This is a genomic window from Azospirillum lipoferum 4B (assembly GCF_000283655.1).
GTDB lineage: Bacteria > Pseudomonadota > Alphaproteobacteria > Azospirillales > Azospirillaceae > Azospirillum > Azospirillum lipoferum_C.
The window spans coordinates 808,259-834,408 of record NC_016622.1 but is presented as its reverse complement, the minus strand read 5'-3'; the positions used below and the strand labels follow the sequence as shown (position 1 = coordinate 834,408).

Annotated in this window: 28 protein-coding genes, 1 tRNA gene, 1 pseudogene and 1 other annotated feature; of the genes and pseudogenes, 15 read left to right on the top strand and 15 right to left on the bottom strand. The window is 67.7% G+C overall.

Annotated elements, in window-relative coordinates; translation table 11 throughout:
• Positions 1 to 4: 4 nt before the first annotated feature.
• The 4 genes from AZOLI_RS03870 to AZOLI_RS03855 are packed head-to-tail and all read left to right on the top strand — an operon-like array spanning position 5 to position 4,574.
• On the top strand, positions 5 to 982 hold the full coding sequence (locus AZOLI_RS03870; RefSeq protein WP_014247269.1) for an ABC transporter ATP-binding protein: 978 nt from the start codon (positions 5 to 7) through the stop codon (positions 980 to 982).
• Between the two features lie 24 nt (positions 983 to 1,006).
• Positions 1,007 to 1,963, top strand: a complete 957-nt coding sequence (locus AZOLI_RS03865; RefSeq protein ID WP_044549626.1) for an ABC transporter ATP-binding protein — start codon at positions 1,007 to 1,009, stop codon at positions 1,961 to 1,963.
• 29 nt (positions 1,964 to 1,992) lie between these two features.
• On the top strand, positions 1,993 to 3,426 hold the full coding sequence (locus tag AZOLI_RS03860; RefSeq protein WP_014247267.1) for a M20 family metallopeptidase: 1,434 nt from the start codon (positions 1,993 to 1,995) through the stop codon (positions 3,424 to 3,426).
• Complete coding sequence (locus tag AZOLI_RS03855; RefSeq protein ID WP_014247266.1) at positions 3,423 to 4,574, top strand: M20 family metallopeptidase; 1,152 nt, start codon at positions 3,423 to 3,425, stop codon at positions 4,572 to 4,574. The genes AZOLI_RS03860 and AZOLI_RS03855 overlap by 4 nt, the downstream gene beginning before the upstream one ends.
• A gap of 90 nt (positions 4,575 to 4,664) precedes the next feature.
• On the opposite strand, the pseudogene AZOLI_RS32270 reads toward AZOLI_RS03855, so the two are convergent.
• The 6 genes and pseudogenes from AZOLI_RS32270 to AZOLI_RS03825 form a co-directional block, all read right to left on the bottom strand.
• Positions 4,665 to 4,799: pseudogene (locus tag AZOLI_RS32270) on the bottom strand (IS3 family transposase); the annotation flags it as partial.
• Positions 4,800 to 5,040: 241 nt separating this feature from the next.
• Positions 5,041 to 6,669, bottom strand: a complete 1,629-nt coding sequence (locus tag AZOLI_RS03845; RefSeq protein ID WP_014247264.1) for an IS66-like element ISAli10 family transposase — start codon at positions 6,667 to 6,669, stop codon at positions 5,041 to 5,043.
• A gap of 79 nt (positions 6,670 to 6,748) precedes the next feature.
• Positions 6,749 to 6,967 (bottom strand): IS66 family insertion sequence element accessory protein TnpB, encoded by a 219-nt coding sequence (gene tnpB, locus AZOLI_RS03840; RefSeq protein WP_044549621.1) that lies wholly within the window; start codon positions 6,965 to 6,967, stop codon positions 6,749 to 6,751.
• A gap of 8 nt (positions 6,968 to 6,975) precedes the next feature.
• A complete protein-coding gene (locus tag AZOLI_RS03835; protein ID WP_014189963.1) occupies positions 6,976 to 9,066 on the bottom strand; it encodes a recombinase family protein in 2,091 nt (696 codons plus the stop codon).
• Between the two features lie 474 nt (positions 9,067 to 9,540).
• Positions 9,541 to 9,699, bottom strand: a complete 159-nt coding sequence (tnpB, locus tag AZOLI_RS30955; RefSeq protein ID WP_162487968.1) for an IS66 family insertion sequence element accessory protein TnpB — start codon at positions 9,697 to 9,699, stop codon at positions 9,541 to 9,543.
• Entirely contained in the window at positions 9,696 to 9,971 is a 276-nt protein-coding gene (locus tag AZOLI_RS03825; protein ID WP_162487967.1) for a hypothetical protein, read from the bottom strand. The genes tnpB (AZOLI_RS30955) and AZOLI_RS03825 overlap by 4 nt, the downstream gene beginning before the upstream one ends.
• A gap of 74 nt (positions 9,972 to 10,045) precedes the next feature.
• On the opposite strand from AZOLI_RS03825, the gene AZOLI_RS03815 reads away from it, so the two are divergent.
• Positions 10,046 to 11,277 (top strand): IS3-like element ISAli4 family transposase gene (locus AZOLI_RS03815; protein WP_085938455.1). Its coding sequence is split into 2 segments (ribosomal slippage): positions 10,046 to 10,340 and positions 10,340 to 11,277, totalling 1,233 coding nucleotides; the frame shifts between segments, so codons are not numbered across the junction.
• Positions 10,330 to 10,446 (top strand) — a sequence feature (AL1L pseudoknot). It overlaps the preceding gene by 117 nt.
• 1 nt (position 11,278) lies before the next feature.
• On the opposite strand, the gene AZOLI_RS30950 is transcribed toward AZOLI_RS03815, so the two are convergent.
• The gene (locus tag AZOLI_RS30950; RefSeq protein ID WP_081505903.1) at positions 11,279 to 11,434 is read right to left on the bottom strand and encodes a transposase; all 156 of its coding nucleotides are present in this window, start codon (positions 11,432 to 11,434) and stop codon (positions 11,279 to 11,281) included.
• Between the two features lie 120 nt (positions 11,435 to 11,554).
• On the opposite strand from AZOLI_RS30950, the gene AZOLI_RS32265 reads away from it, so the two are divergent.
• Positions 11,555 to 12,055: a hypothetical protein gene (locus tag AZOLI_RS32265; RefSeq protein WP_014247263.1), complete on the top strand. Its 501-nt coding sequence runs from the start codon at positions 11,555 to 11,557 to the stop codon at positions 12,053 to 12,055.
• Positions 12,056 to 12,458: 403 nt separating this feature from the next.
• Here the strand turns inward: AZOLI_RS32265 and AZOLI_RS03800 are convergent.
• The 8 genes from AZOLI_RS03800 to AZOLI_RS03765 form a co-directional block, all read right to left on the bottom strand.
• Positions 12,459 to 12,535, bottom strand: a tRNA-Pro gene (locus AZOLI_RS03800).
• Positions 12,536 to 12,629: 94 nt separating this feature from the next.
• Positions 12,630 to 13,094, bottom strand: a complete 465-nt coding sequence (locus AZOLI_RS03795; protein WP_014247261.1) for a MerR family transcriptional regulator — start codon at positions 13,092 to 13,094, stop codon at positions 12,630 to 12,632.
• Positions 13,095 to 13,197: 103 nt separating this feature from the next.
• Positions 13,198 to 13,530 (bottom strand): integration host factor subunit alpha, encoded by a 333-nt coding sequence (locus tag AZOLI_RS03790; protein WP_014247260.1) that lies wholly within the window; start codon positions 13,528 to 13,530, stop codon positions 13,198 to 13,200.
• A 153-nt stretch (positions 13,531 to 13,683) separates the two neighbouring features.
• Complete coding sequence (locus AZOLI_RS03785) at positions 13,684 to 14,655, bottom strand: beta-ketoacyl-ACP synthase III (protein ID WP_014247258.1); 972 nt, start codon at positions 14,653 to 14,655, stop codon at positions 13,684 to 13,686.
• Positions 14,656 to 14,658: 3 nt separating this feature from the next.
• The gene (plsX, locus tag AZOLI_RS03780) at positions 14,659 to 15,711 is read right to left on the bottom strand and encodes a phosphate acyltransferase PlsX (protein WP_014247257.1); all 1,053 of its coding nucleotides are present in this window, start codon (positions 15,709 to 15,711) and stop codon (positions 14,659 to 14,661) included.
• A gap of 82 nt (positions 15,712 to 15,793) precedes the next feature.
• Positions 15,794 to 15,982, bottom strand: coding sequence for a 50S ribosomal protein L32 (gene rpmF, locus AZOLI_RS03775; protein ID WP_012973646.1), 189 nt, complete (start codon positions 15,980 to 15,982; stop codon positions 15,794 to 15,796).
• Between the two features lie 190 nt (positions 15,983 to 16,172).
• Positions 16,173 to 16,760 (bottom strand): YceD family protein, encoded by a 588-nt coding sequence (locus tag AZOLI_RS03770; RefSeq protein WP_014247256.1) that lies wholly within the window; start codon positions 16,758 to 16,760, stop codon positions 16,173 to 16,175.
• Between the two features lie 155 nt (positions 16,761 to 16,915).
• Positions 16,916 to 17,482, bottom strand: coding sequence for a ubiquinol-cytochrome C chaperone family protein (locus tag AZOLI_RS03765; RefSeq protein ID WP_014247255.1), 567 nt, complete (start codon positions 17,480 to 17,482; stop codon positions 16,916 to 16,918).
• A 147-nt stretch (positions 17,483 to 17,629) separates the two neighbouring features.
• Here AZOLI_RS03765 and AZOLI_RS03760 point away from each other — a divergent pair, with 147 nt between their 5' ends.
• The 9 genes from AZOLI_RS03760 to AZOLI_RS03720 all read left to right on the top strand — a co-directional run bounded on the left by AZOLI_RS03760 (position 17,630) and on the right by AZOLI_RS03720 (position 26,101).
• The gene (locus AZOLI_RS03760; protein ID WP_014247254.1) at positions 17,630 to 18,124 is read left to right on the top strand and encodes an outer membrane protein assembly factor BamE; all 495 of its coding nucleotides are present in this window, start codon (positions 17,630 to 17,632) and stop codon (positions 18,122 to 18,124) included.
• A 49-nt stretch (positions 18,125 to 18,173) separates the two neighbouring features.
• Positions 18,174 to 19,265 (top strand): bifunctional diaminohydroxyphosphoribosylaminopyrimidine deaminase/5-amino-6-(5-phosphoribosylamino)uracil reductase RibD, encoded by a 1,092-nt coding sequence (ribD, locus tag AZOLI_RS03755; RefSeq protein ID WP_014247253.1) that lies wholly within the window; start codon positions 18,174 to 18,176, stop codon positions 19,263 to 19,265.
• A gap of 102 nt (positions 19,266 to 19,367) precedes the next feature.
• Positions 19,368 to 19,955: a riboflavin synthase gene (locus AZOLI_RS03750; protein ID WP_014247252.1), complete on the top strand. Its 588-nt coding sequence runs from the start codon at positions 19,368 to 19,370 to the stop codon at positions 19,953 to 19,955.
• Positions 19,952 to 21,091: a 3,4-dihydroxy-2-butanone-4-phosphate synthase gene (gene ribB, locus AZOLI_RS03745; protein WP_014247251.1), complete on the top strand. Its 1,140-nt coding sequence runs from the start codon at positions 19,952 to 19,954 to the stop codon at positions 21,089 to 21,091. The genes AZOLI_RS03750 and ribB overlap by 4 nt, the downstream gene beginning before the upstream one ends.
• 22 nt (positions 21,092 to 21,113) lie before the next feature.
• A complete protein-coding gene (ribH, locus tag AZOLI_RS03740) occupies positions 21,114 to 21,578 on the top strand; it encodes a 6,7-dimethyl-8-ribityllumazine synthase (protein WP_012973639.1) in 465 nt (154 codons plus the stop codon).
• 36 nt (positions 21,579 to 21,614) lie between these two features.
• Entirely contained in the window at positions 21,615 to 22,205 is a 591-nt protein-coding gene (nusB, locus tag AZOLI_RS03735) for a transcription antitermination factor NusB (protein ID WP_014247250.1), read from the top strand.
• A complete protein-coding gene (gene thiL / locus AZOLI_RS03730) occupies positions 22,202 to 23,209 on the top strand; it encodes a thiamine-phosphate kinase (RefSeq protein WP_014247249.1) in 1,008 nt (335 codons plus the stop codon). The genes nusB and thiL overlap by 4 nt, the downstream gene beginning before the upstream one ends.
• Before the next feature lie 90 nt (positions 23,210 to 23,299).
• Positions 23,300 to 23,755, top strand: coding sequence for a hypothetical protein (locus AZOLI_RS03725; protein ID WP_014247248.1), 456 nt, complete (start codon positions 23,300 to 23,302; stop codon positions 23,753 to 23,755).
• Between the two features lie 243 nt (positions 23,756 to 23,998).
• Positions 23,999 to 26,101: a sodium-translocating pyrophosphatase gene (locus AZOLI_RS03720; protein WP_014247246.1), complete on the top strand. Its 2,103-nt coding sequence runs from the start codon at positions 23,999 to 24,001 to the stop codon at positions 26,099 to 26,101.
• Positions 26,102 to 26,150: the final 49 nt, after the last annotated feature.

Genomic DNA, 26,150 nt, shown 5'->3' with positions numbered 1-26,150 from the left:
GGCCATGCCCCTGCTCGACGTCGATCACCTCACCATCGAGATTCCCACCGAGGCCGGACAGCTGAACGCCGTCAACGGGGTCTCCTTCACGCTGGAGCGCGGCGAGACGCTGGCCATCGTCGGCGAGAGCGGGTCGGGCAAGTCGCTGACCTCGCTGGCCCTGATGGATCTGCTGCCGTCCAGGGCGGTGCGCAAGGCGCGCTCCATGCGCTTCGACGGCATCGACCTGATGGCCGCCGGCCAGCGCAAGATGGAGGATCTGCGCGGCGACCGCATGGCGATGATCTTCCAGGAACCGATGACCTCGCTGAACCCGGCCTACACCGTCGGCGACCAGCTGGCCGAGGCGCTGCGCCGCCATCGCCCGGTCAGCCGGGCGGTGGCGCGGGAGCGGGCGGTCCATCTGCTGGAGCGGGTCGGCATCACTGCCGCCGCCTCGCGCCTCGGGCAATATCCGCACCAGCTGTCGGGCGGCCTGCGCCAGCGGGTGATGATCGCCATGGGGTTGATGTGCGAACCGGATCTGATCATCGCCGACGAGCCGACCACCGCGCTGGACGTGACGATCCAGGCGCAGATCCTGATGCTGCTGCGCGACATCCAGCGCGAGTTCGGCATGGGGCTGATCCTGGTCACCCATGATCTGGGCGTCGTCGCCCGCGTCGCCACCAAGGTGGCGGTGATGTATGCCGGCCGGCTGGTGGAAACCGGCCCGGTCGAGGCGGTGTTCGGCGCCCCCAGCCATCCCTACACCCAGGGTCTGCTGCGCGCCATCCCGGTTCCTGGTCGCACCCGGCCGGGCGAGCCGCTGGGCACCATTCCGGGACAGGTGCCGAATCTGATCGGCCCGCTGGCCGGCTGCGCCTTCCGCAACCGCTGCGACCACGCCACCGACGCCTGTGCCGCCGACCTTCCGGAGCGGGATCTCGGCCCCGGCCACCGCATGGCCTGCGTGCTCGACCCCGTCGCCACCGCTGCTTGACCGCCTCCTTTTGACCGGAGACCGATGATGACCGTTCCGGTGCTCGAACTCGAAAACGTCACCAAGATCTATCCGGTGCCGCAGGGAATGTTCAAACCGAAGGCGATGCTGACCGCCGTCGGCGGGGTATCGCTGACCGTCGCCCGCGGCGAGGTGCATGCGCTGGTCGGCGAAAGCGGATCGGGCAAATCGACGCTGGCGAAGATGCTGCTGGGGCTGACCAAGCCGACCTCCGGCGAGATCCGCATCGACGGCGTGCCCATCGCGAAGACCGACCGGCGCGAGGTGGCGCGGCGCATCCAGCCGGTGTTCCAGGACCCCTATTCCTCGCTGAACCCGCGCAAGTCGGTGGCCGACCTGATCGCCCTGCCGCTGGTCGCCCACCGCATCGGCACCTCCGAAAGCCGGCAGAAGACGGTGGCGGAGATGCTGGACGCGGTCGGGCTGCCGCGCCGGATGATCGACGCCTATCCCGGCCAGATGTCGGGCGGCCAGCGCCAGCGCGTCGCCATCGCCCGTGCGCTGGTGATGCGGCCGGACGTGCTGATCTGCGACGAGCCGACCTCGGCGCTCGACGTGTCGGTGCAGGCGCAGATCCTGAATCTGCTGATGGATCTGAAGCGCGAGTTCAAGTTGACCTATTTCTTCATCAGCCACAACCTCGCAGTGGTCGAGCATCTGGCCGACCGGGTGGCGGTGATGTATCTCGGCCGCATCGTCGAGGAGCGCGGGCGCGAAGCGCTGTTCACCCAGGCCAGCCATCCCTATTCCCGCGCGCTGCTCGACTGCGTACTGACGCCCGATCCGACGCTGGGCATGCCCGACACGGTGATCTCCGGCTCCTTCCCCAACCCGATCGCGCCGCCGCCCGGCTGCGCCTTCCACCCGCGCTGTCCCTGCGCCAACGAACGCTGCCGAATCGAGGTGCCGCGCCCGGTACCGGTAGCGGACGGCGTCGCCTCCTGCTTTTCCGCCGCCTGACATATTTCCCTCCACACCCGAGTTCCGCCATGACCCATCAGCCATCGCGTGACGGCGCCATCGCGCGCGCCGCCCATCATTTCGCGTCCGGCGCCTTCCTGGCCGACCTGACGCGGCGCGTCGCCATCAAGTCGGAAAGCCAGTCCTCCGACCGTGGGGCCGAGCTGCGCGCCTATCTGGACGGGGAGATGATCCCGTCGCTGGGCAATCTCGGCTTCACCGGCACCATCGTGGAGAACGCGGTGGCCGGGCGCGGGCCGTTCCTGATCGCCGAACGCCACGAGGCCGACCATCTGCCGACCGTGCTGATCTATGGCCATGGCGACGTGGTGCCGGGCCATGAGGGGCGCTGGCGCGACGGCATCGATCCGTGGACGGTGACGGTCAAGGGCGACCGCTGGTACGGCCGCGGCACCGCCGACAACAAGGGGCAGCATTCCGTCAACATCGCGGCGCTTGCCGAGGTGATGGCGGAGCGCGGCGGCAGCCTGGGCTTCAACGCCAAGTTCGTGATCGAGATGGGTGAGGAGGCGGGATCACCCGGCCTGCGCGCCCTGGCCGAAAGCCATGGCGAGGCGTTGGCCGCCGACGTCCTGATCGCATCCGACGGGCCGCGGGTGATCGCCGAACGGCCGACGGTGTTCCTCGGCTCACGCGGCGCCATCAATTTCGAGTTGACGGTCGATCTGCGCAAGGGTGCCCACCATTCCGGCAACTGGGGCGGGCTGCTCGCCAATCCCGGCACCATCCTCGCCAACGCCATCGCCTCGCTGATCGACGGGCAGGGGCGGATCAGGCTGGATGCGCTGAAGCCGGCCGGCATCCCGCCGGCGGTCAAGGCCGCCATCGCCGACCTGTCCGTCGGCGGCGGACCGAACGATCCGGAGATCGACCGTGACTGGGGCGAGCCGGGCCTGACGCCGGAGGAACGCGTGTTCGGCTGGAACGCGCTGGAGGTGCTGGCATTCGAGACCGGCAATCCGCGCGCGCCGGTCAATGCCGTGCCCGGCATCGCCAGGGCGACGCTGCAGCTGCGCTTCGTCGTCGGCACCGATCCGGCGACGGTGATCGACGCCGTGCGCGCCCATCTCGCCGCCAACGGCTTCGACCGGGTGCAGGTGACGCCCAGCCGCATGGAGGCCTTCACCGCAACCCGCCTGGATCCCAACGACCCGTGGGTGGGCTGGGCGCTGGAGTCGCTGGCACGGACGACGGGCAAGAAGCCGGCGCTGCTGCCCAACCTGGGCGGCTCGATCCCCAACGATGTCTTCTCCGAGATTTTGGGGCTGCCGACCATCTGGGTGCCGCATTCCTACCCCGCCTGCTCCCAGCACGCGCCCGACGAGCATCTGCTGGCGCCGGTCGTCGAGGAGGCCCTGCGAGTGATGGCCGGGCTGTTCTGGGACTTGGGCGAAACCGGCCCCGGCATCATGGACGCCCGCAAGGAGGCCTGCCGCGCATGACCCCGCTCGCCCAACGCGCCAGCGACTGGCTGGCGACCCGCCGCGCGGAGATGGAGGACATGCTCCAGCGCCTCGTCGACATCGATTCCGGCAGCCGCGACGGCGCCGGCATCGATGCGGTCGGCGACATCATGGCCGCGATGCTGGAGGCCGACGGCATCGCCGTGACGCGCTTCCCGAACGAGACCTACGGCGCCGTGCTGAAGGCCGATATCCCCGGTAACACGGGCGGGGCGCCGGTGCTGGTGATGGGGCACCGCGACACCGTCTATCCCAACGGGACGGTGGCGGCCCGGCCCTTCACCCGCGACGGCGACACCGCGCACGGGCCGGGGGTGGCCGACATGAAGGGCGGGCTGGTCGTCGACGTCTTCGTGCTGCGGGCGCTGAAGGCGGCGGGCGGCACCGGCTTTCCACTGATCGGCCTGTTCACCGCCGACGAGGAGATCGGCTCGCCCTCCGGCCGCAAGATCATCGAGGAGGTGGCGCGGGGGGCTCGCGCCGCCTTCAACGCCGAACCGGGGCGGGTTTCGGGCAATGTGGTCACCGCGCGCAAGGGTGGGCTGACGCTGGACATCACGGTGACCGGGCGGGCGGCCCATTCCGGCGTCAACCACGCTGACGGCGCCAGCGCCATCGGCGCACTGGCGGCGAAGATCACCGCTCTGCATGCGCTGACCGACTATCCAAGCGGCATCACCACCAATGTCGGCGTCATCCGCGGCGGCCGGACCCACAACACAGTCGCCGACCATGCCGAGGCGGCGCTCGACATCCGCTTCCGCTCGGTCGAGCAGCTCGACGCCATACTGGCTCGAGTCGAGGCGATCCTGGCGGCGGAAGACGTGCCGGGCACCAGCGCGACCTACCGGCGGGGACACCTGTTCATGCCGCTGGAGGAACGGCATTCGGCCGATCTGTTCGCCCGCTACAAGGCAGCGGCGGCGGCGGTTGGATTCGAGGTGGATGGAGAGTTCACCGGCGGCTGTGCCGATTCCGGCTTCACCGGGGCGCTGGGCGTTCCGTCGCTGTGCGGGCTGGGACCGGTCGGCGGGGCGGCGCATACGGAGCGGGAATGGTGCCGGCTCGACACTCTGGTGCCGCGCGCCCAAGCTCTGGCGATCACCATCGCCACGCTGGATGCATGACATGATCTTGCGCGACGTTGGGGCGTTGTCGAGAAATTCGGTTCATGCTGCTGATCCGCGCCGGGTTTGCCAAAGGCCATTTGTGTTGAGTCACGCCACCATGGCGACGCCCCCGGTTTGGGCATAGTGGCGCGCTTCGGCCCGGGTGGGCGGAGTGTTGCCGATGGGCTTTAGGAGGCGCCGGTTGTTGAACCGGTCGACCCATTCCATGGTGGCGAATTCGACTGTAAAGGCCGAATGAAGTTTCATGAGAACGGTCGGATGAAAAATCCCCGGATGGTTTGCAGGGCTAAGCACTGGCTTCGGTGTCGGCGCTCCTCGCTTTTGGTGGCCGGCTTCGGCGCCGTGGGTCTATATCCGCGAGATGCTGGCATGGTTCGGTGTGGACCTGCCGATATCGGAAGTCACTGAACAGCGCATATGAGGATATGTGGCCTGGTCGGTACGCATCCGGTGAATGCCGCGGTTAGGCAGCTTTCGTCTTCTCGCGGATTGCCTTCCAGTTCCAGGGCAGTAGTTCGTGCAGGCGGGTCTGGGGGATGTCGTTGATGCGGGCGAGCACGTCGGCGAGCCACGCCTGGGGATCGACGTCGTTGAGCTTCGCCGTGATGATCAGGCCGTACATGATCGCCGCTCGCTGCCCGCCGCGATCGGAGCCGCAGAACAGCCACGCTTTTCTGCCCAAAGCGATCCCGCGCAGGCTACGTTCGGCTGCGTTGTTTGTCAGGCACAGCCGGCCGTCGCTGAGGAACTTGGTGAAGCCGTCCCAGCGGGTCAGCATGTAGTCCATCGCCTTGGCCACGGGGGCATGGCGGGAGAGCCGGGCGCGTTCCGTCCGCATCCAGTCCTCCAGCGCGGCTACCAGGGTGACTCCGTGTTCCCGGCGGGCCGCCAGCCGCTCGGCCGCTGGCTTGCCGTTCAGGGCGCGCTCGAGATCGAAGAGGGCGTCGATGCGCCTTACGGCTTCCAGGGCCAGCGGTGAGATCGGCGGGGCGTCCTTGCCACGTCTGGTGTTCGCGGCGATGTCGGCCAGCTTGAAGAAGCCGCGCCGGGCATGCGCCCAGCACAGCACGTCGCTGATCGGCCCCGGCTGGCGGTCGGGTTCGTACAGCCGGTTATAGCCGGCGAACGCATCGGCCTGCAGCCAGCCTGTGAAGCCGGCCAGATGCCGTTCGGGATGTTCGCCCTTGCGGTCTCGCGAATAGTGGAACAGCGCTGCCGGTGGGGCTTGGCCGGCAAATGGCCGGTCATCACGCACATACACCCACAACCGCCCGGTGTCTGTCTTGCCCTTGGCCAGCACGGGCACCGGCGTGTCGTCCCCATGCAGCCGCTCGGCTGCCAGTACATGCGCGGCGATCAGGTCGTGCAGCGGCTTCAGCACCGCCGCGGCGGTGCCCACTTGGTCGGCCAGGGTGGACAGGCTGAGCGGCACACCCTCCCGTGCGAAGCGTTCGGCCTGCCGGTTCAGCGGCTGATGCTGGCCGAACTTCTCGAACAGCAGGGTGGCCAGCAGGTTGGGGCCGGCCCAGCCGCGCGGGGTGGCGTGGAACGGCGCCGGTGGCTGGCTGATCGTCTCGCAGGCCCGGCAAGAGAACCGCTCGCGCACCGTCTGGATCACCTTCCACTGGCGCGGGATCACCTCCAGCGTCTCGGTGATCGTTTCGCCCAGCCGGCACAGCTTGTCCGAGCCGCAGCACGGGCAGCTCGCCGGGGCCGGCACAACGACGCGCTCGCGCGGCAGATGCTCGGGAAAGGGCTGGCGCGACGGCCGCTTGCGGGTGAAGGCCGCCACCGCGGTAGTTTTGGCCGCAGCCTGCTCGGCCGCCAGCTCGTCCTCGCTGGCCGTCGCTTCCAGCTCTTCGAGTTGGAACTCCAACTGGTCCAGAAGACGCGCCTTGCGCTCGGAACGCGTGCCGTAGAGCTCGCGCCGGAGCTTCTCGATTTCCAGCTTCAGGCTGGCGATCAGCGCCTCGGTGTTGGATGCCATCGCCCTGGCCCGGGCCGCGTCGGCTTCCGCCGCGTCCGCCCGCGCCTCGGCCTGCGCCAAGGCGGCGCGCAGGCTGGCAATGTCGTCGGGCGGGGCGGCGGTCATGGCGCCAGTTTACCTGGAAACGCGCCGTTGAGCCGCCGCAATCGCCCCTGAACCGGTGCGTCGATTCACCGTGTCGCAGTCACCCCGCGGCCTCGGGGCGCCAGGTCTTCTGCGGGTTGCGCCAGTCGATGCCCTCGAGCAGATAGCCCATCTGTCCAACCGAGATGGACACCGCACCGTCCGCCGGCCTCGGCCAGATGAACCGGCCCCGCTCCAGCCTCTTCATGAACAGGCAACTGCCCTGGCCGTCATACCAGATGATCTTCACCAGATCGCCAAATCGCGTGACATAGTGCATCTCTCCTTTCACAATCCTGGCAACAGCATCGTCTCATCTCTTTGATAATCAATGAGGTTCTTGGGGCGCCGCGCCTTAATCTCGTTCACGCCCGTTTGCACGGCGTCCGTGTCCAAGGCTGCCATGGGAATGTGCCACGGGGCTGATGGGACAAGCTGCGTTGCCGGCAGGATCCCACGCTGAATAAGGCGGTGCACGGAGGGAATGGAGATGCCGAGCCGCTTCGCCGCCTTGTCGGCCGTCAGCGTCTCGGGACGGGGCACGGTCGGGTCGAAATCGGAAAGGCCAAGTCGCTCCCGCAACAGCCGAACCTTCACGGTCGTCCAGGTCTCTCCGTTATCGCTCCGGCACTTCATGCGGTTCAACGTGACGGAGATCTCATGATCCGGCCAATGTCCGGACAGCTTGCGCACGACCTCCACCGCTCCTGGATGTGCTTTGTCCGCTCGACGCCCGGTCCTGGCCCGTGGGACACGCAGTTCGGTGTGTCGGCCACCTATCCAATGAATCCGCAGCACCGCCTCGTACGCCGCGTCGTCGAGGTCGATCACCACCTCCTCCACGAGTAGCCGGGTCAGACGTTGCCGAGTTCGCGCGTCCGCTGTCGGTGCATTCCAGGCCGCCGACAGATCGTGAGCCAACCCCAGAAGAGCCGCCCTGTTCACCCTTGGGCGCGCCGATGAGCGCGCCTCGGCCTCGGCAATCCGACGTTCGATCTGCGCCACCCGTTCCAGAGCCGTATTCCAGCGCGCTTCCAGTTCTCTCACGACATGGCGCTTTTCCGGCTCCACGAGGTCGTACCGGCGAGCCGCCAACGAGGCATCATAGCGGGCCGCCTCCAACTCGCGCTCCAGCGCTGCCCGCTCTTCCGCCCCCGCCGCAGCCGCCTGGTCGGCGGCAAGCAGGGCAGCCTCCACCGCTCTGGCAGAGACGGCTTCCAGCATCTGCGCCACGACCGCCCGATCGACACGAATACCGCCGATGCCGATGCACAGACCGACACCGACATGGGCATCGTCACCTCGGCATTGGTAACGGTGGGCATGCCCCGACTGCATGCCGTAGAAGACCCGCATCTTGCGACCGCAGTGCCCGCACCGGACCAGCCCGGTCAACAGTGCCCGGCCGCCCCGGCCGGCCTTGCGGGCGGCACGCTTCTGCATGTGGGCGTTTTCCTCCAGCATGCGCTGATGTTCCTCGAACTCGGCCCAGGTGATGTAGCCCTCGTGGTTGTCGCGCAGCAGGGTATTCCACTCGGTGCGCTCCCGTTTATGCCCGCTCGTCTTCCGAGCCCGGCCCTCGACAACGCGAGTCCGGTTACCCCGCCGGCCGAACACATAGGCGCCGGCATAGATCGGGTTCTGCAGGACCTGGATCACCGTGTGGTACGCCGGCGGCTGCCAGAGGATTTTGCAGGCGATGAGGTTGCGCCGCACGACGGGGAGCGACAGTTCGGCGGCGCGCGCCCAGAGAAAAACCTGGCGGGCGCTGCCCAGTTCTCGGAACTTGCTGAACAGCATCCGGATCGCGCCGGCAACGCGCTCGTCAGGATCGATTTCGATCCGTCCGGCCTCGTTCCAGCAGTAGCCGGGCGGTAGCGTGAACCGCAGTTCCCCCCTGCGGGCTTTTCCGTCTCGGGCTTCGATGCCGCGTTGACGCAGCAGGCTGAGTTCGTACTCCGACATTGTTCCCTTCAGGCCGAGCAGAAGGCGGTCGTTCAGCAGCCTTGGATCATAGACCCCATCTGGGTCGACGACCAACGCCCCTGCCAGAGCACAGAGGTCAATGAGGTGGTGCCAATCCCGGCCGTTGCGGGCCAGCCGCGATGCCTCGATGCAATAGACGGCACCGACGGTGCCGGCGCAGACCGCCGCCACCAGCTTCTGAAAGCCAGGACGGCTTTCGAGGCCGGAACCAGAGCGGCCAAGGTCCTCATCGATGATCATGACATCGACGAACCCAGCCGCCCGTGCGGCGTCAGCCAAGTCATACTGTCGACGACGGCTTTCCGTATGATTGATCAGCTGGCCGGGTGTGGACTGGCGGACATAGATCGCGGCACCGCGGCCGAGGTGATCAGCGGTGATCTTGGGGCTCATGGCCGTCCTCCTTTTTCTTCGTGCCCAGCCGGGCTCCGACGGCTTCCAGGAGGAGGTCCGCCAGGACCTGCACGACCTCGTCCGGAACCACGAGACCCGGGAGTGGAACCGTGAGGTCGAGCAAGAGTTGGGACGTCGGCCGCGGTCGTCTGGTCATCGGCAACCTCCTCCGTGGGTGAGTTGTCCGATGCTGCGCCGCCGCCGATCGAGTCCCGCAGATCCGAGAGAACTGCCGCCAATGCGCTAAGGGCTGCGACTGTGGTCTGCGGCGGACCCAATGCCGCCATATCAAGGCAGTAAGCCGGGTCGCACATCCAGGCCGGCAATTCCCGGGCGGTATCGGGGCGTTCCTCGAGCCACAGGACGGAGTGGCCACCACGTACTGTCCGGCTCACCACCCTCAATGTCTTCCCGTACAGCGGGTGCCACGGATACTCCACGCGAGCCGACTCGAAACTGTATGCTGAATGACGCTCAATCCCCCCGGCGCCCGCGGAAAATGAAAAGATGACCGCTGTGCGGGTCTTGGGCGAAGCGTTCCTGCACCAGCAGCGCCAAGCTTGCCCAGCCCTTGCGCATGTCGGTGTGCCCGCTGGCCAGCCACACCCGCACGCCACTCGGCACCGGAATCATGCCAGGGCACCGACAACGGCCGCCGCCAGGGCCGGGTCGACCGGCCCTTCCAGACGCAGACGTGCCCCGCTGGGCAGGATGACCTCGAGGATCGCTGGGCTCATCTCCGGCGCCGCCGGAGGCGGCAATGGCGTATGAGGCTCCGCGACCGGCGGTTCCATCACGCTCGGCTCCGGCGCGATGGTCACCGCGACAAAGCTGGGCGGTTCGGCCACGGAGGTCCCGCCGACCTTCATCAGGTCCCGCCAGCGATACAGCAGGCTTTCGTGCACGCCCAGCCGACGGGCCGCCTCTGAACCGCCCCGGGTTTGTCGGAGGCCCCATCTTCTGAGAGACTGGGGTCATCATGACGAAACAGGCATCACCCAAATACGCCCCTGAAGTGCGCGAGCGCGCGGTTCGGATGGTGTTCGAGCACGAAGGCGAGCATGCCTCGCAGTGGGCGGCGATCAGTTCGATCGCGGCGAAGATCGGCTGCACTCCGGAAACGCTGCGGGGCTGGGTCCGGCAGGCCGAGCGTGACCAGGGCAAGCGGCCGGGGCCGACAACGGACGAGCAGGAACGGATCAAGGCTTTGGAGCGTGAGGTGCGGGAGCTGCGCCAGGCGAATGAGATCCTACGCAAGGCGTCGGCGTATTTCGCCCAGGCGGAGCTCGACCGCCCGTTCAAGAAATGATCGCCTTCATCGACGCGCACCGCGCCGTTCACGGGGTCGAGCCGATCTGCCGAGTGCTGCCGATCGCCCCGTCCACCTATTACGCCCATGCCGCCCGACAGGCCGATCCGTCCAAGGCGCCGGCCCGTTCGCGAAGCGACGCAGTGCTGAGGGAGGCTATCCGGCGGGTCTGGGACGCGAACTTCCAGGTCTATGGGGTACGTAAAGTTTGGCGGCAGTTGCGGCGGGAGGGTATCGACGTGGCACGCTGCACAGTGGCTCGACTGATGAAGCAGATGGGCTTGAAAGGAGCGATGCGTGGCAAGGTGGTGCGCACCACGATCAGCGACCGGGCGGCGTCATGCCCTGCTGACCGGGTGAACCGCCAATTCCAGGCGCCACGCCCAAACGCCCTGTGGTTGGCCGATTTCACGTACGTATCGACATGGCAGGGCTTCGTCTACGTGGCCTTCGTCATCGACGCCTTCGCGCGCCGCATCGTGGGCTGGCGGGTGTCCAGCACAGCCCACGCCGGCTTCGTTCTGGATGCGCTCGAACAGGCACTTCACGACCGCCGACCGGCCAAGGGCTGCGGCCTCATCCATCACTCCGACAGGGGATCGCAATACGTTGCGATTCGCTACACCGAGCGTCTCACCGAAGCTGGGGTCGAGCCTTCCGTGGGCAGCGTTGGCGATTCCTACGATAACGCGTTGGCCGAGACCATCAACGGTCTCTACAAGACCGAGGTGATCCGGCGCCGCGGGCCATGGCGCACCTTGGAGGCTGTCGAGTTCGCCACTCTGGAATGGGTCGACTGGTTCAACCACCGGCGCCTCCTCGAACCCATCGGCAACATTCCTCCCGCCGAGGCCGAAGCGCGTTACTATGCCCAAACCGAGGACGTCGCCAGGGCGGCGTGACTCAACACAAATGGTCTCCGGGAAAACCGGCGCGGTTCACCTCCGTCACCACCACGCCGGGCCGGAACGCCTCCTCAACCATCCGCACCTTCTCCGCCGGCGTGTAGCTCCGCCGCCGTTCCCGGCCCGTCAAAACCTCGATACGCTGGTAAGCCATGACGTTTGCAACTCGTTTGCGTCCGCGCGATGACGCGCAACGCAAAACTCAGACGCCGGACCCTACTTTGCCAAGGCGGCACTCACCGGAGGCGTACCCTGGTCGCGTGAGCAGCCGGTCATGATCTACATCGGCGGATCGAAGAAGCAGGCTCCCGAGTCCGATCCGGCAAAGCTCTTCCGGCCATCCGACCGCAAGCGCGCCGACTCGACCATCAACCGCTATCTCGTCTGCCTGGGCGAGGCCATGCGGCTGGTTCATGGGCTGAAGGATGCCGGCGGGCGTCCGCTCCTTGCCGAACTGCCGAAGGTACCCCGGCTGGCCGAACCGGAACATCTGCCCCGCCCGGTGTCCGACGATGACCTCCAGGCGATCATGCAACGGGTTCCCCAGCATCTTGCCGACGGCATCCTGCTGGCCCGCCTCATGGGCTTCCGGAAGGGGGAGGTCTTCGCCCTTACGGGGTCGATCAGGTCGATTTCCAGAACCGCGGGGTGTGGCTGGAGGCCAGTTCGACGGAGGCGAACCGGGCCGAGCTCATCGCCGCCGGAGCGGAGGCCATGGAATTGCTCACCCGGCTGCTCGCCCAGGCTCGCGGCTGGAGGCAACAGCATCTGCTGACCTATCAACGTGGCGAGAAGGGCAAGCGTCAGCCGGTGAAAACCCCCAAAGCGAGCGTTGCCGACCGCCATGAAGGCGCTGGGGCTGCAATACCGCTTCCACGACACGAAAGCGAGCTATGTGACCGCCGTGGCCCGTGTGGCAACCGCCGCCGTCACCCAGCAACTGGCCCGGCACCGGAGTTACGAAACGACGAAGCGGTATCTCCCGGTGGCCGACGAAGCGGCGCGCAACGCGGTGGAGGCGATCCCGATGAAGGTCTTCGCCAATGCGGCGGCGTCGCCAAGTCGCAAACAAGAGTCGCAAACGGACGGAGCAGCAGCGCCGAAAGCAACCCAGGACGCGGGCAAAGAAAAAGCCCTGGAACCGTTGGGTTCCAAGGCTTTTTCGGTCCTTCCGGAACTGGTCGGAGCGACAGGATTCGAACCTGCGACCCCCAGACCCCCAGTCTGATGCGCTACCAGGCTGCGCTACGCTCCGTCAACTTCACCGCAGTGCTTGCGGCTTGGCTCCGGAAGGGAACGGGACTATAGCCGCGGACTTTTGCCGATGCAACATCTCCCGTAATGATTTTTCAGCTTTTTTTGTCCCCGATTTCGGACAGACGCGACAGCATCGACCGCAGAGATTTCAACTCGTCGACCACCATGGTGATCTCGTGCCGCAGGGCGGCGGACAAAGGAGGATGTTGCCCGTCATCCGGGCCGCCATCGCCGTCAAACGCCTCTTCGCCCAACTGTCCAGCATCGGAGTCTTGCGGCTCATCGGCATCCTCGGGCAAAGGCGGCGTCGGGTCGGACATGCGCCCTTCCTTCAGCAGGCGCTGCACGCCCTTGATGGTGTAGCGGTCCTCATACAGCAGGGCCTGAATTCGGCGCAGAAGCTCAACGTCCTCCGGCCGGTAAAAGCGCCGGCCGCCGCCGCGCTTCAGCGGGCGGATCTGGGGAAACTTGGTTTCCCAAAAGCGCAACACATGCTGAGGCACGTTCAGGTCGGTCGATACCTCGCTGATGGTGCGATAGGCCGTGGCGGACTTCATGGCAGGATCAGGCCGCCACCCGGTAGCGACCGGATGCGGGGATCCACAGACAGGTGCGGCACGGCGGCGGGCGATGAGCCGGGGTCATAACGGACAACCGGCGTCAGGAGAGAGCCCGCGCAGGCGTCGGCGCCCCACCCTCCTGGACATCGTTGATGCGGTTCTTCAGCACATGGCTGGCGCGGAAGACCAGCACCCGCCGCGGCAAGATCGGAACCTCTTCCCCGGTCTTGGGGTTCCGGCCGATTCGCTCACCCTTCTGGCGAACCTGGAAACTGCCGAAGGAGGAAATCTTCACCATCTCCCCCCGGGCGAGCGCGTCGGAAATCTCGTCCAGGACGGTTTCGACCAGATCGGCCGATTCGTTCCGCGAAAGTCCGACTTCCTGGTAGACGGCCTCGCTCAATTGGGCGCGCGTGACGGTGTTCTGAGACATGGTTCGACCTCCCCCCGCAACCGTTGCGAAGACGGTAATCCGGGGAAAGAAGGTCCGTCAATTCAAAAGCTTGGCAGCCGCATACAGCCCGGCCAAAGCCGGGTTGGGCGTGCGGTGCAGCATTGAATCCGGAGTGGAAAAAGGAGGGGCCGCCTACCAGCGGACCAGCGCCGAACCCCAGGTCAGGCCGCCGCCGATGGCTTCCATCAGGATCAGGTCACCGCGCTTGACCCGGCCATCGGCCACTGCCTCGCCCAGCGCCAGCGGAATCGACGCGGCAGAGGTGTTGCCGTGGCGGTCGACCGTCAGCACGACCTTTTCCGGCGACAGCTTCATCTTGCGGGCCAGCCCGTCGATGATCCGACGGTTCGCCTGGTGCGGAACCATCCAGTCGATGTCGGTGGACTCCAGACCGTTGGCGACCAGCGCCTCCTCCACCACCGCCGACAGCTTGGACACGGCGTGGCGGAAGATCTCCTGCCCGTGCATGCGGACATGGCCAATGGTGCCGGTCGAGGACGCGCCGCCATCGACATAGAGCAGGTCGTACTGGCTGCCGTCGGAATGCAGATGGGTGGACAGCACGCCGCGGTCGGTCGAATCGCCCTTGGCCTCATAGGCCTCCAGCACGATGGCGCCGGCACCGTCGCCGAACAGTACGCAGGTGGTGCGGTCGTTCCAGTCCAGCAGGCGGGAGAAGGTCTCCGCCCCGATCACCAGCGCGCGGCGCGCCTGACCGTTGCGCAGGAAATTGTCGGCGACCGCCATGGCATAGACGAACCCGGCGCAGACCGCCTGGATGTCCATGGCAAAGCCCTTGGTCCCCAGAGCCGCCTGCACCTTGGTCGCCGTGGCCGGGAAGGTGTTGTCGGGCGTGGTGGTGGCCAGCACGATGCAGTCGATGCTGCCCGCCGGCACGCCGGCATGCTCAAGCGCGCGGGTCGCCGCGGCGATGGCGAGGTCGGAGGTCTTCTCCCCCTCCGCCGCGATGTGGCGCGACCTGATGCCGGTACGCTGGACGATCCACTCGTCCGACGTGTCGACCCGCTGTTCCAGATCCTGGTTGGTGACGATGTTGGCCGGCAGGAAGGTACCGCAACCAAGAACTCGGGAACGCATGACCATGGTTCAGCCCGCCGCCGCCTTCGTGTCGGGAAGAGGGGTCGCGTCGGCAATGCGCCCCATCTCTTCCTTGATGCGCTCGTTGAAACCGTGAGTCGCCAGATTGATGGCGACCGCGACGGCATTGGCGAATCCGACCGGGTCGGTACCGCCATGGCTCTTCACGCAGACGCCGCGCAGGCCCAGGAACATCGCGCCGTTGTAGCGCCGCGGGTCGATCCGCTCGCGGAAGCGCTTGAAGGCGCCGCGTGCCAGCAGATAACCGATCCGTGCCAGGAAGGACGTCGCGAAGGTGCGGCGCAGGAATTCGGAGAACAGCTTGGCCGTCCCCTCCGCTGTCTTCAGCGCGACATTGCCGGTGAAGCCGTCGGTGACGATGACGTCCACCGTGCCCAGCCCGATGTCGGTGCCTTCGACGAAGCCATGGAAACGGCCGGGCAGCGGCATGTCGCGCAGGCTGGCCGCCGCGGCACGCACCACTTCGTTGCCCTTCATGTCTTCCGAGCCGATGTTCAGCACGCCGATCGACGGCTCCGGCAGCCCCAGGATGGCGCGCGCGAAGACGGCACCCATCACGGCGAACTGGACGAGGTTCTCCGGCTGGCATTCGGCATTGGCGCCGAGGTCCAGCATCACGCTCTCGCCCCGCTGCGTCGGGAAGAAGGACGCCATCGCCGGCCGGTCGATGCCCGGCAGCGTCTTCAACACGAACTTCGCCATCGCCATGAGGGCGCCGGTATTGCCGGCCGAAACCACGCAGGCGGCATCGCCCGACGCCACGGCGTCAATGGCAAGCCTCATGCTGGACTGGCGTCCGGCGCGCAACGCGATTGCGGGCTTGGCATCCCCGGCCACGAAGTCGGCGGTATGGCGGATCTCCGCCACCGCCTTCAACGCGGGACGCAGGTTCAGCAGCGGTTCGATCCGCTCCCGGTCGCCATACAGCAGAAAGCGGACGTCGGGATGGCGCTCCCGCGCGATGTCCGCCCCGGCAACGACCATGTCGGGACCGAGATCGCCACCCATGGCATCCAGGGCGATGGTCAGGCGCTGGCTCACCGCGAACAGGCTCCCCGGCTAGGACCCCGGCAGGGGCGGAAAACGCCCCTGATCATCGGGACCTCAGACAACGCGATCAGGATCAAGCGGCCGCGGTGCCGCTCTGAACCACTTCGCGCTGGTCGTAATGGCCGCAAGACCCGCAGACGTGGTGCGGACGCTTCAGCTCGCCGCAGTTCGGGCACTCGTTGTACGCCGAGGTCGGCAGAGCGTGGTGCGAACGCCGCATGTTGCGCCGCGACTTGGAGGTCTTCTTCTTCGGAACAGCCATGACCGTAAACTCTCTTCATTGGAAAGGGCGGCCCGAACAGGGGCCGCCCAGCGCGAGCGGCATTCAATAAGGCAAATGCTCCCGAAGGGCAAGCCCGAACAACCCCCATTTCGCAACCCCGCGCCGCTCATTGGAGGGGGTGGAAACGCCGGCCCTTATACAAGGAACCGCGGGGGACGCAAGACCGCAGTCACTTCCGCTGCTTCAATTGTTGCAGAACGGCGAACGGGTTCGGCTTTTCCGGCTCCTCCGCCACCTCGTCTTCGACCGGATCGCCGTCATCACCCTCGTCATAGCCCTCGAACTCCACGCCCTCGGCATGCGGATAGGGGTCGAGGCCCAGCGACAGGTGCTGCGCGGTCAGTTCGCCGATATCGATTCGGTTGTTCTCCATCGGCTCGGGGATGTCCTCGTCCGACAAGGAGGGGTCGAAATCGATCTCCAGCCCCTGGTCCTCGACCATCGAGGATGGGGCGAACAGCGCCTCGAAGCTCTCGCTGACATGGGCCGGCACTGGATCCAGCGTGACGACGCAGGTCTGGACCACATCGGCCTCCAGTTTGCCGGACACGCGGATCATCTGGCCGCCGCGCACCGCGCGCAGCTTCACCGTGGCGGTGAGGCTGCCGATCGCCTCCAGCTCCAGCCGCTCGGCGAGCGCGCGGCGCTCCGTCTCCGTCGCCTCGATGGTCTCGGTCACGTCGGCGCGGCGCACCGCGTCGGCATTGACGATGCGCGAGAATTCCGGGGCCGGCAGGGCACCGTTCACAGGACTCATGGCGAAAGACTCTCTGATGAAACCATGGCGGCGGTCGAAACGGACGGGCGGGAGCGGCAGGCGCCCGCCCCAGAGTCACATGCAGCCGCCGGCGGCGAAAGGCAAGCCCTCTGCGATGCCGCCCGCCCGTCAGGCGCAGTATATATAGTGTGCCGTCAGGCGGGCGCAGGGGCGAAGCGCAACTCGCCGCGCATCAGCGACTCCAACGGCTGGGCATCGAGCGCCGCGGCGCAGGCGCGCACATAGGCTGCCATGGCGGGGAGCGCCCCGTCCCGCACCGGATCGACCGTGCCGTACAGGTTGTTGTCCAGCGCCACGTCCAGCCGGCCGTCGTCGGATTCGGCCAACGCCTCGTCATAGGCGCGGATTCGCCCGGCCATGCCGCGCGCCATCGTCTTCACACGCCGGGCGATGCCGCTGTCGCCAGCCCCCAGCTCCATGATCGACTTCTCGAAATCGTCGACCATCGTTTCGTAGAGGCGCTGCGACAGTTTCGCCGCCGCCGCCCCCTGCCCCTTCAGCCGGTGCATGACCAGGAACAGGTGCAGCGCCACCATTTCGAAGCGGCCGTCCAACGTATCGGGCACGCCGAGCGCAGCATAGAAGCCCGGTTGGCGGGCCTGGGCGACGATGCCAGTGAACAGCCCGCCCACCGCCTCGGCATTGCGGGCGCGCACGCTGCCACCCAGGCCATTCAGCAGTGGACCCAGCAGACGATCCATGAAGCTCTCAGACACGAACGGCAGCCCTTCCCCGATTCGGAGTCTCGTTGACAGGGCGAAGCGCCCGGTGCGATTGTCCCGCCTTAGCGACTATCCGCACCCGCAGGCAGTCCTATGCCCCGCCGGCTCCATCATAGCCCGAGCACCATGACCAGATCGAACTTTTCCGCCCCGCGCGCCGTCATTCGCACCGCCCTTCTGGGGAGCGTCCTGTTCGCCGGCCTCGCCGCGACCGGCTGCTCGCCCGTCGTCGCCACCCGCGGCAACCTGACGGACCCGCAGCTGGTGGCGGAACTGCAGCCCGGCCAGAGCCGGCGCGACGACGTCGCCGCCGTTCTGGGCACGCCGACCTCGGTGGGCACCTTCGATCAGAATGTCTGGTACTATATCGGCCAGAAGACCGAGAAGACCGCCTTCTTCGAGCCGGAGGTGACGGAACGCCGCGTCGTCATCGCCCGCTTCGACGATGCCGGCGTCCTGCGCGAGATCAAGACGCTGGACAAGTCGAACGGCCAGGACATCGATCTGGTCGAGCGCTCGACGCCCACCGCCGGCCGCGAGATGGGCTTCCTGGAACAGATGATGGGCAACGTCGGCCGCTTCTCGGCCAAAGACACCAAGGGCAAGGGCCCCGGCAGCTGATCGCCTGACCGTTACCGTGCCCGTTTCACCCGACACCGACCTGCGCCATATGCAAGCCGCCCTGTCGCTCGCCGCGCGCGGGCTGGGGCGGACATGGCCCAATCCGGCGGTCGGCTGCGTGCTGGTCCGCGACGGTGCCGTGATCGGCCGAGGCTGGACCCAGCCCGGCGGCCGTCCCCACGCTGAAGCAGAGGCGCTGGCCCGCGTCCGCGACCTGCCGGGAGGGGCCGAGGGCGCCACCGCTTACGTCACGCTCGAACCCTGCAACCATTATGGCAAGACGCCGCCCTGCGCCCTGGCGCTGGTGGAGTCGAAGGTGGCGCGCGTCGTCGTGGCCTGCCAGGACCCGGACCCGCGGGTTGCCGGCGGCGGGCTGGCCCGCCTGCGCGACGCCGGGATCGAGGTCGTCACCGGCGTCTGCGAGGCCGAGGCGCTGGCCCTCAACGAAGGCTTCTTCAACCGCATCACGCTGGGCCGCCCGCTGGTCACGCTGAAGGTCGCCAGCACGCTGGACGGCCGCATCGCCACCCGCACCGGCGAGTCGCAATGGATCACCGGCCCGACCGCCCGCGCCTGGGGCCACCGGCTGCGCGCCAGCCATGACGCGATCCTGGTGGGCATCGGCACCGCGCTGGCCGACGATCCCGAACTGACCTGCCGCCTGCCCGGCCTCGGCGACCGCAGCCCGGTGCGCGTGGTGGTGGACAGCAGCCTGCGCCTGCCCCCCACGGCGAAGCTCGCCACCGGCGCCAAGCGCATTCCGACCTGGGTCGTCACCGGCCCCACCCCCGACTCCGCCCGCCTGGAGGCGTTGACCGCACTCGGCGTGGAGGTCCTTCCGGTCGCCGCCGGTGGGGACGGCCGCGTCGATCCCGCTGCCGCCCTCTCCACCCTCGCCGCCCGCGGCATCACCCGCGTCCTGGTGGAGGGCGGTGCGGCGATGGCCGGCGCCCTGCTCCGCGCCGGGCTGGTCGACAGGCTGGAGTGGTTCCGCGCCGCGTCACTGATCGGCGGCGACGGGTTGCCGGCGGTCGCCGGCTTCGGAGTCGAGGCGCTGTCGGCGATGCCCCGCCTCGAACGCACCGCGGTCCGCAGCGCCGGCGCCGATCTCGCCGAGAGCTATCGCCGCATTCCGTCCTGACCATCGGTTTCGCCACCGGTCCAGGCCACGCAACAGACCGTTGCGCCGCGCGCGGTGTCGCGCGCGCTTCCCCTGGCCGCGAAACCTGCTAAATTCGCCGGCATGTTCACCGGAATCATCACCGATGTCGGGCGCGTCCGGGCCGTGGAGCGGCAGGGCGATACCCGGTTCACCATCGAGACCGCCTTCGACACGGAGACGATCGCGATCGGGGCGTCCATCGCCCACAACGGCGTCTGTCTGACGGTCATCGAAAAGGGGCCGGGGACCTACGTCATCCAGGCGTCGGGGGAAACCCTGTCGAAGACGACGCTCGGCGGGTGGGAGCCCGGCACGCGCGTCAACCTGGAACGCGCGCTGAAGGTCGGCGACGAGCTGGGCGGGCACATCGTGTCCGGCCATGTCGACGGCGTCGGCCGGCTGCTGTCGATCCGCCCCGAAGGCGAATCGCTGCGCCTGACCTTCGAGGCGCCGGCCACTCTCGCCAAATACATCGCGCCGAAGGGCTCGGTCGCCATCGACGGCGTGTCGCTGACCGTCAACGAGGTCGACGGCAGCCGCTTCGGCGTCAACATCATCCCCCACACCCAGACCGCCACCACTTTCGGCGGGCTGAAGGAGGGCGATCCGGTCAATCTCGAAATCGATATGCTGGCGCGCTACGTCGCCCGGCTCGCGGGGCAGGAATGACGTCCGAGTTTCACAAATACCTGTCGACGGCCGAAGAGATCATCGAAGAGGCGCGTCAGGGCAGGATGTTCATCCTGGTCGACGACGAGGACCGGGAGAATGAGGGCGATCTGGTGATCCCCGCCTCCTGCGCCACGCCGGAAGCGGTGAACTTCATGGCCAAGCACGGCCGCGGCCTGATCTGCCTCACCATGGACCGGCCGAACATCGAGCGGCTGCGCCTGCCGCTGATGGCGCAGCAGAACGCCTCGCGCCACCAGACCGCCTTCACCGTCTCGATCGAGGCGCGCGAGGGGGTGACCACCGGCATCTCCGCCGCCGACCGCGCCCGCACCATCGCGGTCGCCATCGACCCGGCCTCCGGCCCGCAGGACCTCGCCACCCCCGGCCACATCTTCCCGCTGCTGGCGCGTGACGGCGGCGTTCTGGTCCGCGCCGGCCATACGGAGGCGTCGGTCGACATCGCCCGGCTGTCCGGCCATTCCTCCTCCGCCGTGATCTGCGAGATCATGAACGACGACGGCAGCATGGCCCGCCTGCCGGATCTGGTGCAGTTCGCCCAGTTCCACGGGCTGAAGGTGGGCACCATCGCCGACCTGATCGCCTACCGCCGCCGGACCGAGACCATTGTCGAGCAGGTGCTGGCCGGCACGCTGGACAGCCGTTTCGGCGGCCGCTTCCAGTCCTACGTCTACATCAACAAGATCCAGTATGCGGAGCACATCGCGCTGGTGCGCGGCGACATCTCCGGCGACGAGCCGGTGCTGGTGCGCATGCATGCCCAATCGGTGCTGGACGACGTGCTGGGCGACCGCAACTCCGGCCGCGACGCCGACCTCCATGCCTCGATGGAGCTGATCGCCAAGGAAGGCCGCGGCGTCGTCGTGCTGCTGCGCGAGCCGAACCCGAACGGCCTGTCCACCGTGCTCAAGGCCCGGCTGGAAGGCCAGTCGAGCAGCGCGCCGGAACTGCGCGACTACGGCATCGGCGCGCAGATCCTGCTGGATCTCGGCGTGCGCAAGATGGTGCTGCTGTCCAACCGCAAGAAGCCGATCATCGGGCTGGAGGGCTATGGCCTGACCGTGGTCGGCCACCGCGCCATCAATCCGGGTGCCGCCGACCCCGGCGACGATTGAGCAGGGGGCCGGACGCCGCCGGATGACCGACACGCCCCACATCATGGTCGTGGACGCCCGCGTCCACGAGGACATCGCCGATGAGCTGGCGCGTGGCGCCGTCGCGGAACTCGACCGCGCCGGCGCCACGCATATCCGCTATGGCGTGCCCGGCTGTCTGGAGCTTCCGGCGGCGATCATGTACGCCATCCGCTCCATGGATTTCTTCACCGCCCGCAAGCGCTTCGACGGCTATGTCGCGCTGGGCTGCGTCATCCGGGGCGAGACGACGCGGTACGAAACGATCTGTGCCGAAAGCGCCCGCGGCCTGCAGGATCTTGCCCTGCGCTACAGTCTGGCGGTCGGAAACGGCATCCTGACGGTGGAAAATCGCGAGCAGGCCTGGGCGCGTGCCAATGTCGGATCGGTCAATATGGGGGGGCGCGCCGCGCGGGCCTGTCTTGACATGATTGACCTGAAGCGCAAATTCCGCCTCTATCCGCGCTGACCCCGACATCTCCTCTCTTTTTAGCGACTGCAGATCATGAGCAACGACGACGCGGGCCGCCCCGTGACACCCGATCACGCCCCCAAGGGCGGCGACTCCAAGGGCAAATCGAAATCCCGCAAGAACAAGACCGGCGGCGGCTCCGCCAAGGCGCGCCGCAAGGCCGCCCGTCTGGCCGCGGCCCAGGCGCTGTACCAGATCGATCTGGCCCAGGCCCCGGTCGAGACTGTCGTCGGCGAGTTCGTCGCCCACCGGCTGGGCGAGGAGATCGACGGCGACAAGTTCGTTTCCGGCGATCCGCAGCTGTTCGCCGACATCGTCCGCGGCGCGATCCATCGCCGGGCCGAGGTGGACGGGGTGCTGGGCGCCGCGCTCGACCCGCGTTTTCCGCTCGACCGGCTGGAGCTGCTGCTGCGCGCCATCCTGCGCGCCGGCGCCTATGAGATCGCGGTCCATACCGACACCCACCCGCGCATCCTCATCAGCGAGTATGTCGACGTCGCCCGCGCCTTCTTCTCCGGCCGCGAGCCGGCCATGGTGAACGGCGTGCTCGACCATGTCGCCCGTGCGCTGCGCGCCGACGACCTCGCCAAGCCCGACCCCGGCCGCGGCACGGCCGAGGAGTGATTCTGGAAGAAATCCCCTCTCCCCCCCTCGGCGAGTTCGGCCGCATCGCCCGTTTCTTCAAGCCGCTGGCCGCCGGGTTTCCCGGTGCCCGCGGCCTGCGGGACGATGCCGCCGTGTTCGGCGTGCCGGAGGGGCGGGAATTGGTGGTCACCACCGATGCCATGGTGGCCGGGGTGCATTTCTTCCCCGACGATTCGCCGGCTGACATCGCGGCCAAGCTGATGCGCAGCAACCTGTCCGACCTTGCCGCCATGGGGGCGGAGCCGCTGGCCTACACGCTGGTGACCGCCCTGCCCCGCGGGCTGGACGAGTCCTGGCTGGAGGGCTTCGCCGCCGGGTTGGGCGAGGACCAGCGGCAGTTCGGCATCGCGCTGGCCGGCGGCGATTCGGTCTCCACCACCGGTCCGATCACCCTGTCGGTCACCGCCTTCGGGCTGGTGCCCAGCGGGCGCGCCCTGCCGCGCTGGGGTGGGCGTCCGGGCGATCGCGTCTTCGTCACCGGCACCATCGGCGATGCCGCCCTGGGGCTGGAGATCGCCTATGGCCGGCTCGACATCCCGGACGGGGAAACCCGCGCCCATTTGCTGCGCCGCCTGCGCCGGCCGGACCCGCGCACGACGGTGGGGCCGCGCCTGATCGGGCTCGCCAGCGGCGCCATGGACGTGTCGGACGGGCTGGTCGCCGATCTGGGCCATCTCTGCGAGGAGTCGGGCTGCGCCGCCCTGCTGCGGGCCGGCACGGTGCCGCTGTCGGATTCGGCGCGTGGCGCCATCGACGGCGATCCCGTCCGTCTGGCCCTGGCCATCACCGGCGGCGACGATTACGAGCTTCTGTTCACCGCCCCACCGTCGGCCCGCGATGCGCTGGCCGCCCTGGCCGCGGACAGCGGGGTCGCCATCACCGAGATCGGCGAACTCAACCCCGGCCCGCCCGGCGAGGTCACGGTGCTGGACGCCGCCGGAGCCACCCTGCCGCTGGCCCGCCGCGGCTGGGACCATTTCTGACTGCCTGTTCCCCTCCCGGCCCCTTTAAGACAATCGAAAGCATGACCGGCGCAGGGTGCGGCGGTTCGATGTCTGCGAAGGTGTGCTGCGGTGGTCAAGGCCCTGATCGTTCTCGTCCTGGGCATCGTGCTGCTGGGCGGCGCCAGCTTCGGCGGCTGGTTCGTCTACCAGAAATACTTCACCGAGCAGCCCGACCAGCCGAAGAAGGTGGAACCGCCGCCGAAGCCCCCCACCGCCTTCGTGCGCTTGGCCCCGCTGGTGGTGCCGATGATCGGCCCGTCCCGAGTCGAGCAGTTCGTGACCGTCGTCGTCGCGGTCGAGGTGGTTCTGGACAAGCAGCCGATGGCCCAGGCCAACCAGCCGCGCCTGACCGATGCCTTCCTGACCGCGCTTTATGGGGGCATCGCCGACCAGTCGATCCTGAACGGCGCTTTGGTCAATATTCCTGCCGTAAAGGCGAAACTGATCGAGGCGGCCGGCAAAGTCATCGGCAAGGACGCCGTGCAGGACGTTCTCGTTCAGGCGGTTACGCAACGCAATCTCTGATCTGCCGCATATTTGCTTGAAATCCGCACCTATTGTGCGGTGCAGAAGACCGGCACTACCCACAAAGGACAGGTGCCCCGCGGCCATTTCGCCGCGCTGCCTCCGGCCGGGCGGCGGTTGCAAAGCGGCGGCGCGGGGAGCATGCTTTTTCCGGGAATACTTGCGCCCGACTTCTCCCCCATTTGATTACGTGGTGGGACCAGCCTTTCCTGGGCGCGACATTGAAATCAATCGGGGGATGCGATGGCTTTAGCGTTCATCGTCATCATCGCCGCCGGCCTGCTCGCGCTGGCCTACGGTTTTCGCACCGGAAAAGAAGTCATGGCCGCATCGCCGGGGTCGGAGCGGATGCAGGCCATCGCCGCAGCGGTGCAGGAAGGGGCGCGTGCCTATCTGAACCGCCAATACACCACCATCGCCATCGCCGGCGTCGTCCTGCTGGTCATCCTGTGGGTGACGCTGGGCTTTCCGGTGGCCTTGGGCTTTTTGATCGGCGCCGTGCTGTCGGGCAGCGCCGGCTATGTCGGCATGAACGTGTCGGTCCGCGCCAACGTCCGCACGGCGCAGGCCGCGACCAACGGTTTGGCCCCGGCGCTGGACATTGCCTTCAAATCGGGGGCGATCACCGGCATGCTGGTGGTCGGGCTGGGGCTGCTGGGCGTCGGCGGCTATTTCGGCATCCTGACGCTGATCTACCGGGTCAACGACCCGGTGGAGGTCCGCACGATCCTGGAGGCGCTGGTGGCGCTCAGCTTCGGCGCGTCGCTGATCTCCATCTTCGCGCGGCTGGGCGGCGGCATCTTCACCAAGGGGGCCGATGTCGGCGCCGACCTCGTCGGCAAGGTGGAGGCCGGCATCCCGGAGGACGACCCGCGCAACCCCGCGGTCATCGCGGACAATGTCGGAGACAATGTCGGCGACTGTGCCGGCATGGCCGCCGACCTGTTCGAAACCTACGCCGTCACCATCGTCGCCACCATGCTGTTGGCGGCGATTTTCTTTTCCGGGGGCGTGTTGCGGCTGATGCTGGTCTATCCGCTGCTGATCGGCGCGGTGTGCATCCTGGCCTCGGTCGCCGGCACCTTCGCGGTGAAGCTCGGTGCCGACAACGCCATCATGAAGGCGCTGTACAAGGGGCTGATCGTCGCGGCCGGGTTGTCGCTGGTGCTGATCCTGATCGTCACCGCGATCCTGTTCGGCTTCACCCGCGCCATTCCGATGGCCGACGGCATGACGATCACCGGCTTCAACCTGTTCGTCTCGGCCCTGGTCGGGCTGGGCGTCACCGGGCTGCTGGTCTGGATCACCGAGTTCTACACCTCCACCGCTTTCCGGCCGGTGCGCAGCGTCGCCAAGGCATCGGAGACCGGGCATGGCACCAACGTGATCCAGGGGCTGGCCGTGTCGATGGAATCGACCGCCTTGCCGGTGATCGTCATCTGCGCCGGTATCCTGATCGCTCATGGTCAGGCCGGCGTCTTCGGCATCGGCATCGCCGCCACGACGATGCTGGCGCTGGCCGGCATGGTGGTGGCGCTCGACGCCTATGGCCCGGTCACCGACAATGCCGGCGGCATCGCCGAGATGTCGGACATGCCCGCCAACATCCGCGTCACCACCGACGCGCTGGACGCCGTCGGCAACACCACCAAGGCGGTGACCAAAGGTTACGCCATCGGTTCCGCCGGTCTGGCGGCGCTGGTGCTGTTCGCGGCCTATGTCCAGGATCTGGGCCATTACTTCCCGAACGTGCCGGTGGAGTTCCGGCTGAACGACCCCTATGTCGTCGTCGGCCTGCTGGTGGGCGGCCTGCTGCCCTACCTGTTCGGCGCCATGGGCATGACCGCCGTCGGTCGCGCCGCCGGGTCGGTGGTGGTGGAGGTCCGCCGCCAGTTCCGCGAGATCCCCGGCATCATGGAGGGCACCGCCAAACCCGACTATGGTCGGGCGGTGGATATGCTGACCCGTGCGGCGATCAAGGAGATGGTGATCCCCTCGCTGCTGCCGGTGCTGGCCCCGGTGGTTCTGTATTTCGTCATCGCCGCCATCGGCGGTCAGGCGGCGGGATTCGCCTCGCTGGGCGCGATGCTGCTGGGCACCATCGTCACCGGCATCTTCGTCGCCATCTCGATGACGTCCGGCGGCGGCGCCTGGGACAATGCCAAGAAGTACATCGAGGAAGGCAACCACGGCGGCAAGGGCTCCGACGCCCACAAGGCGGCGGTGACCGGCGACACCGTCGGCGACCCCTACAAGGACACCGCCGGCCCGGCGGTGAACCCGATGATCAAGATCACCAACATCGTGGCGATCCTGCTGCTGGCGATCCTGGCGCAGTTCGGGTGAGGAGATGAGCGGGGGCGGGGCATCGTCATTTGCCCCCTCCCCGACCCTC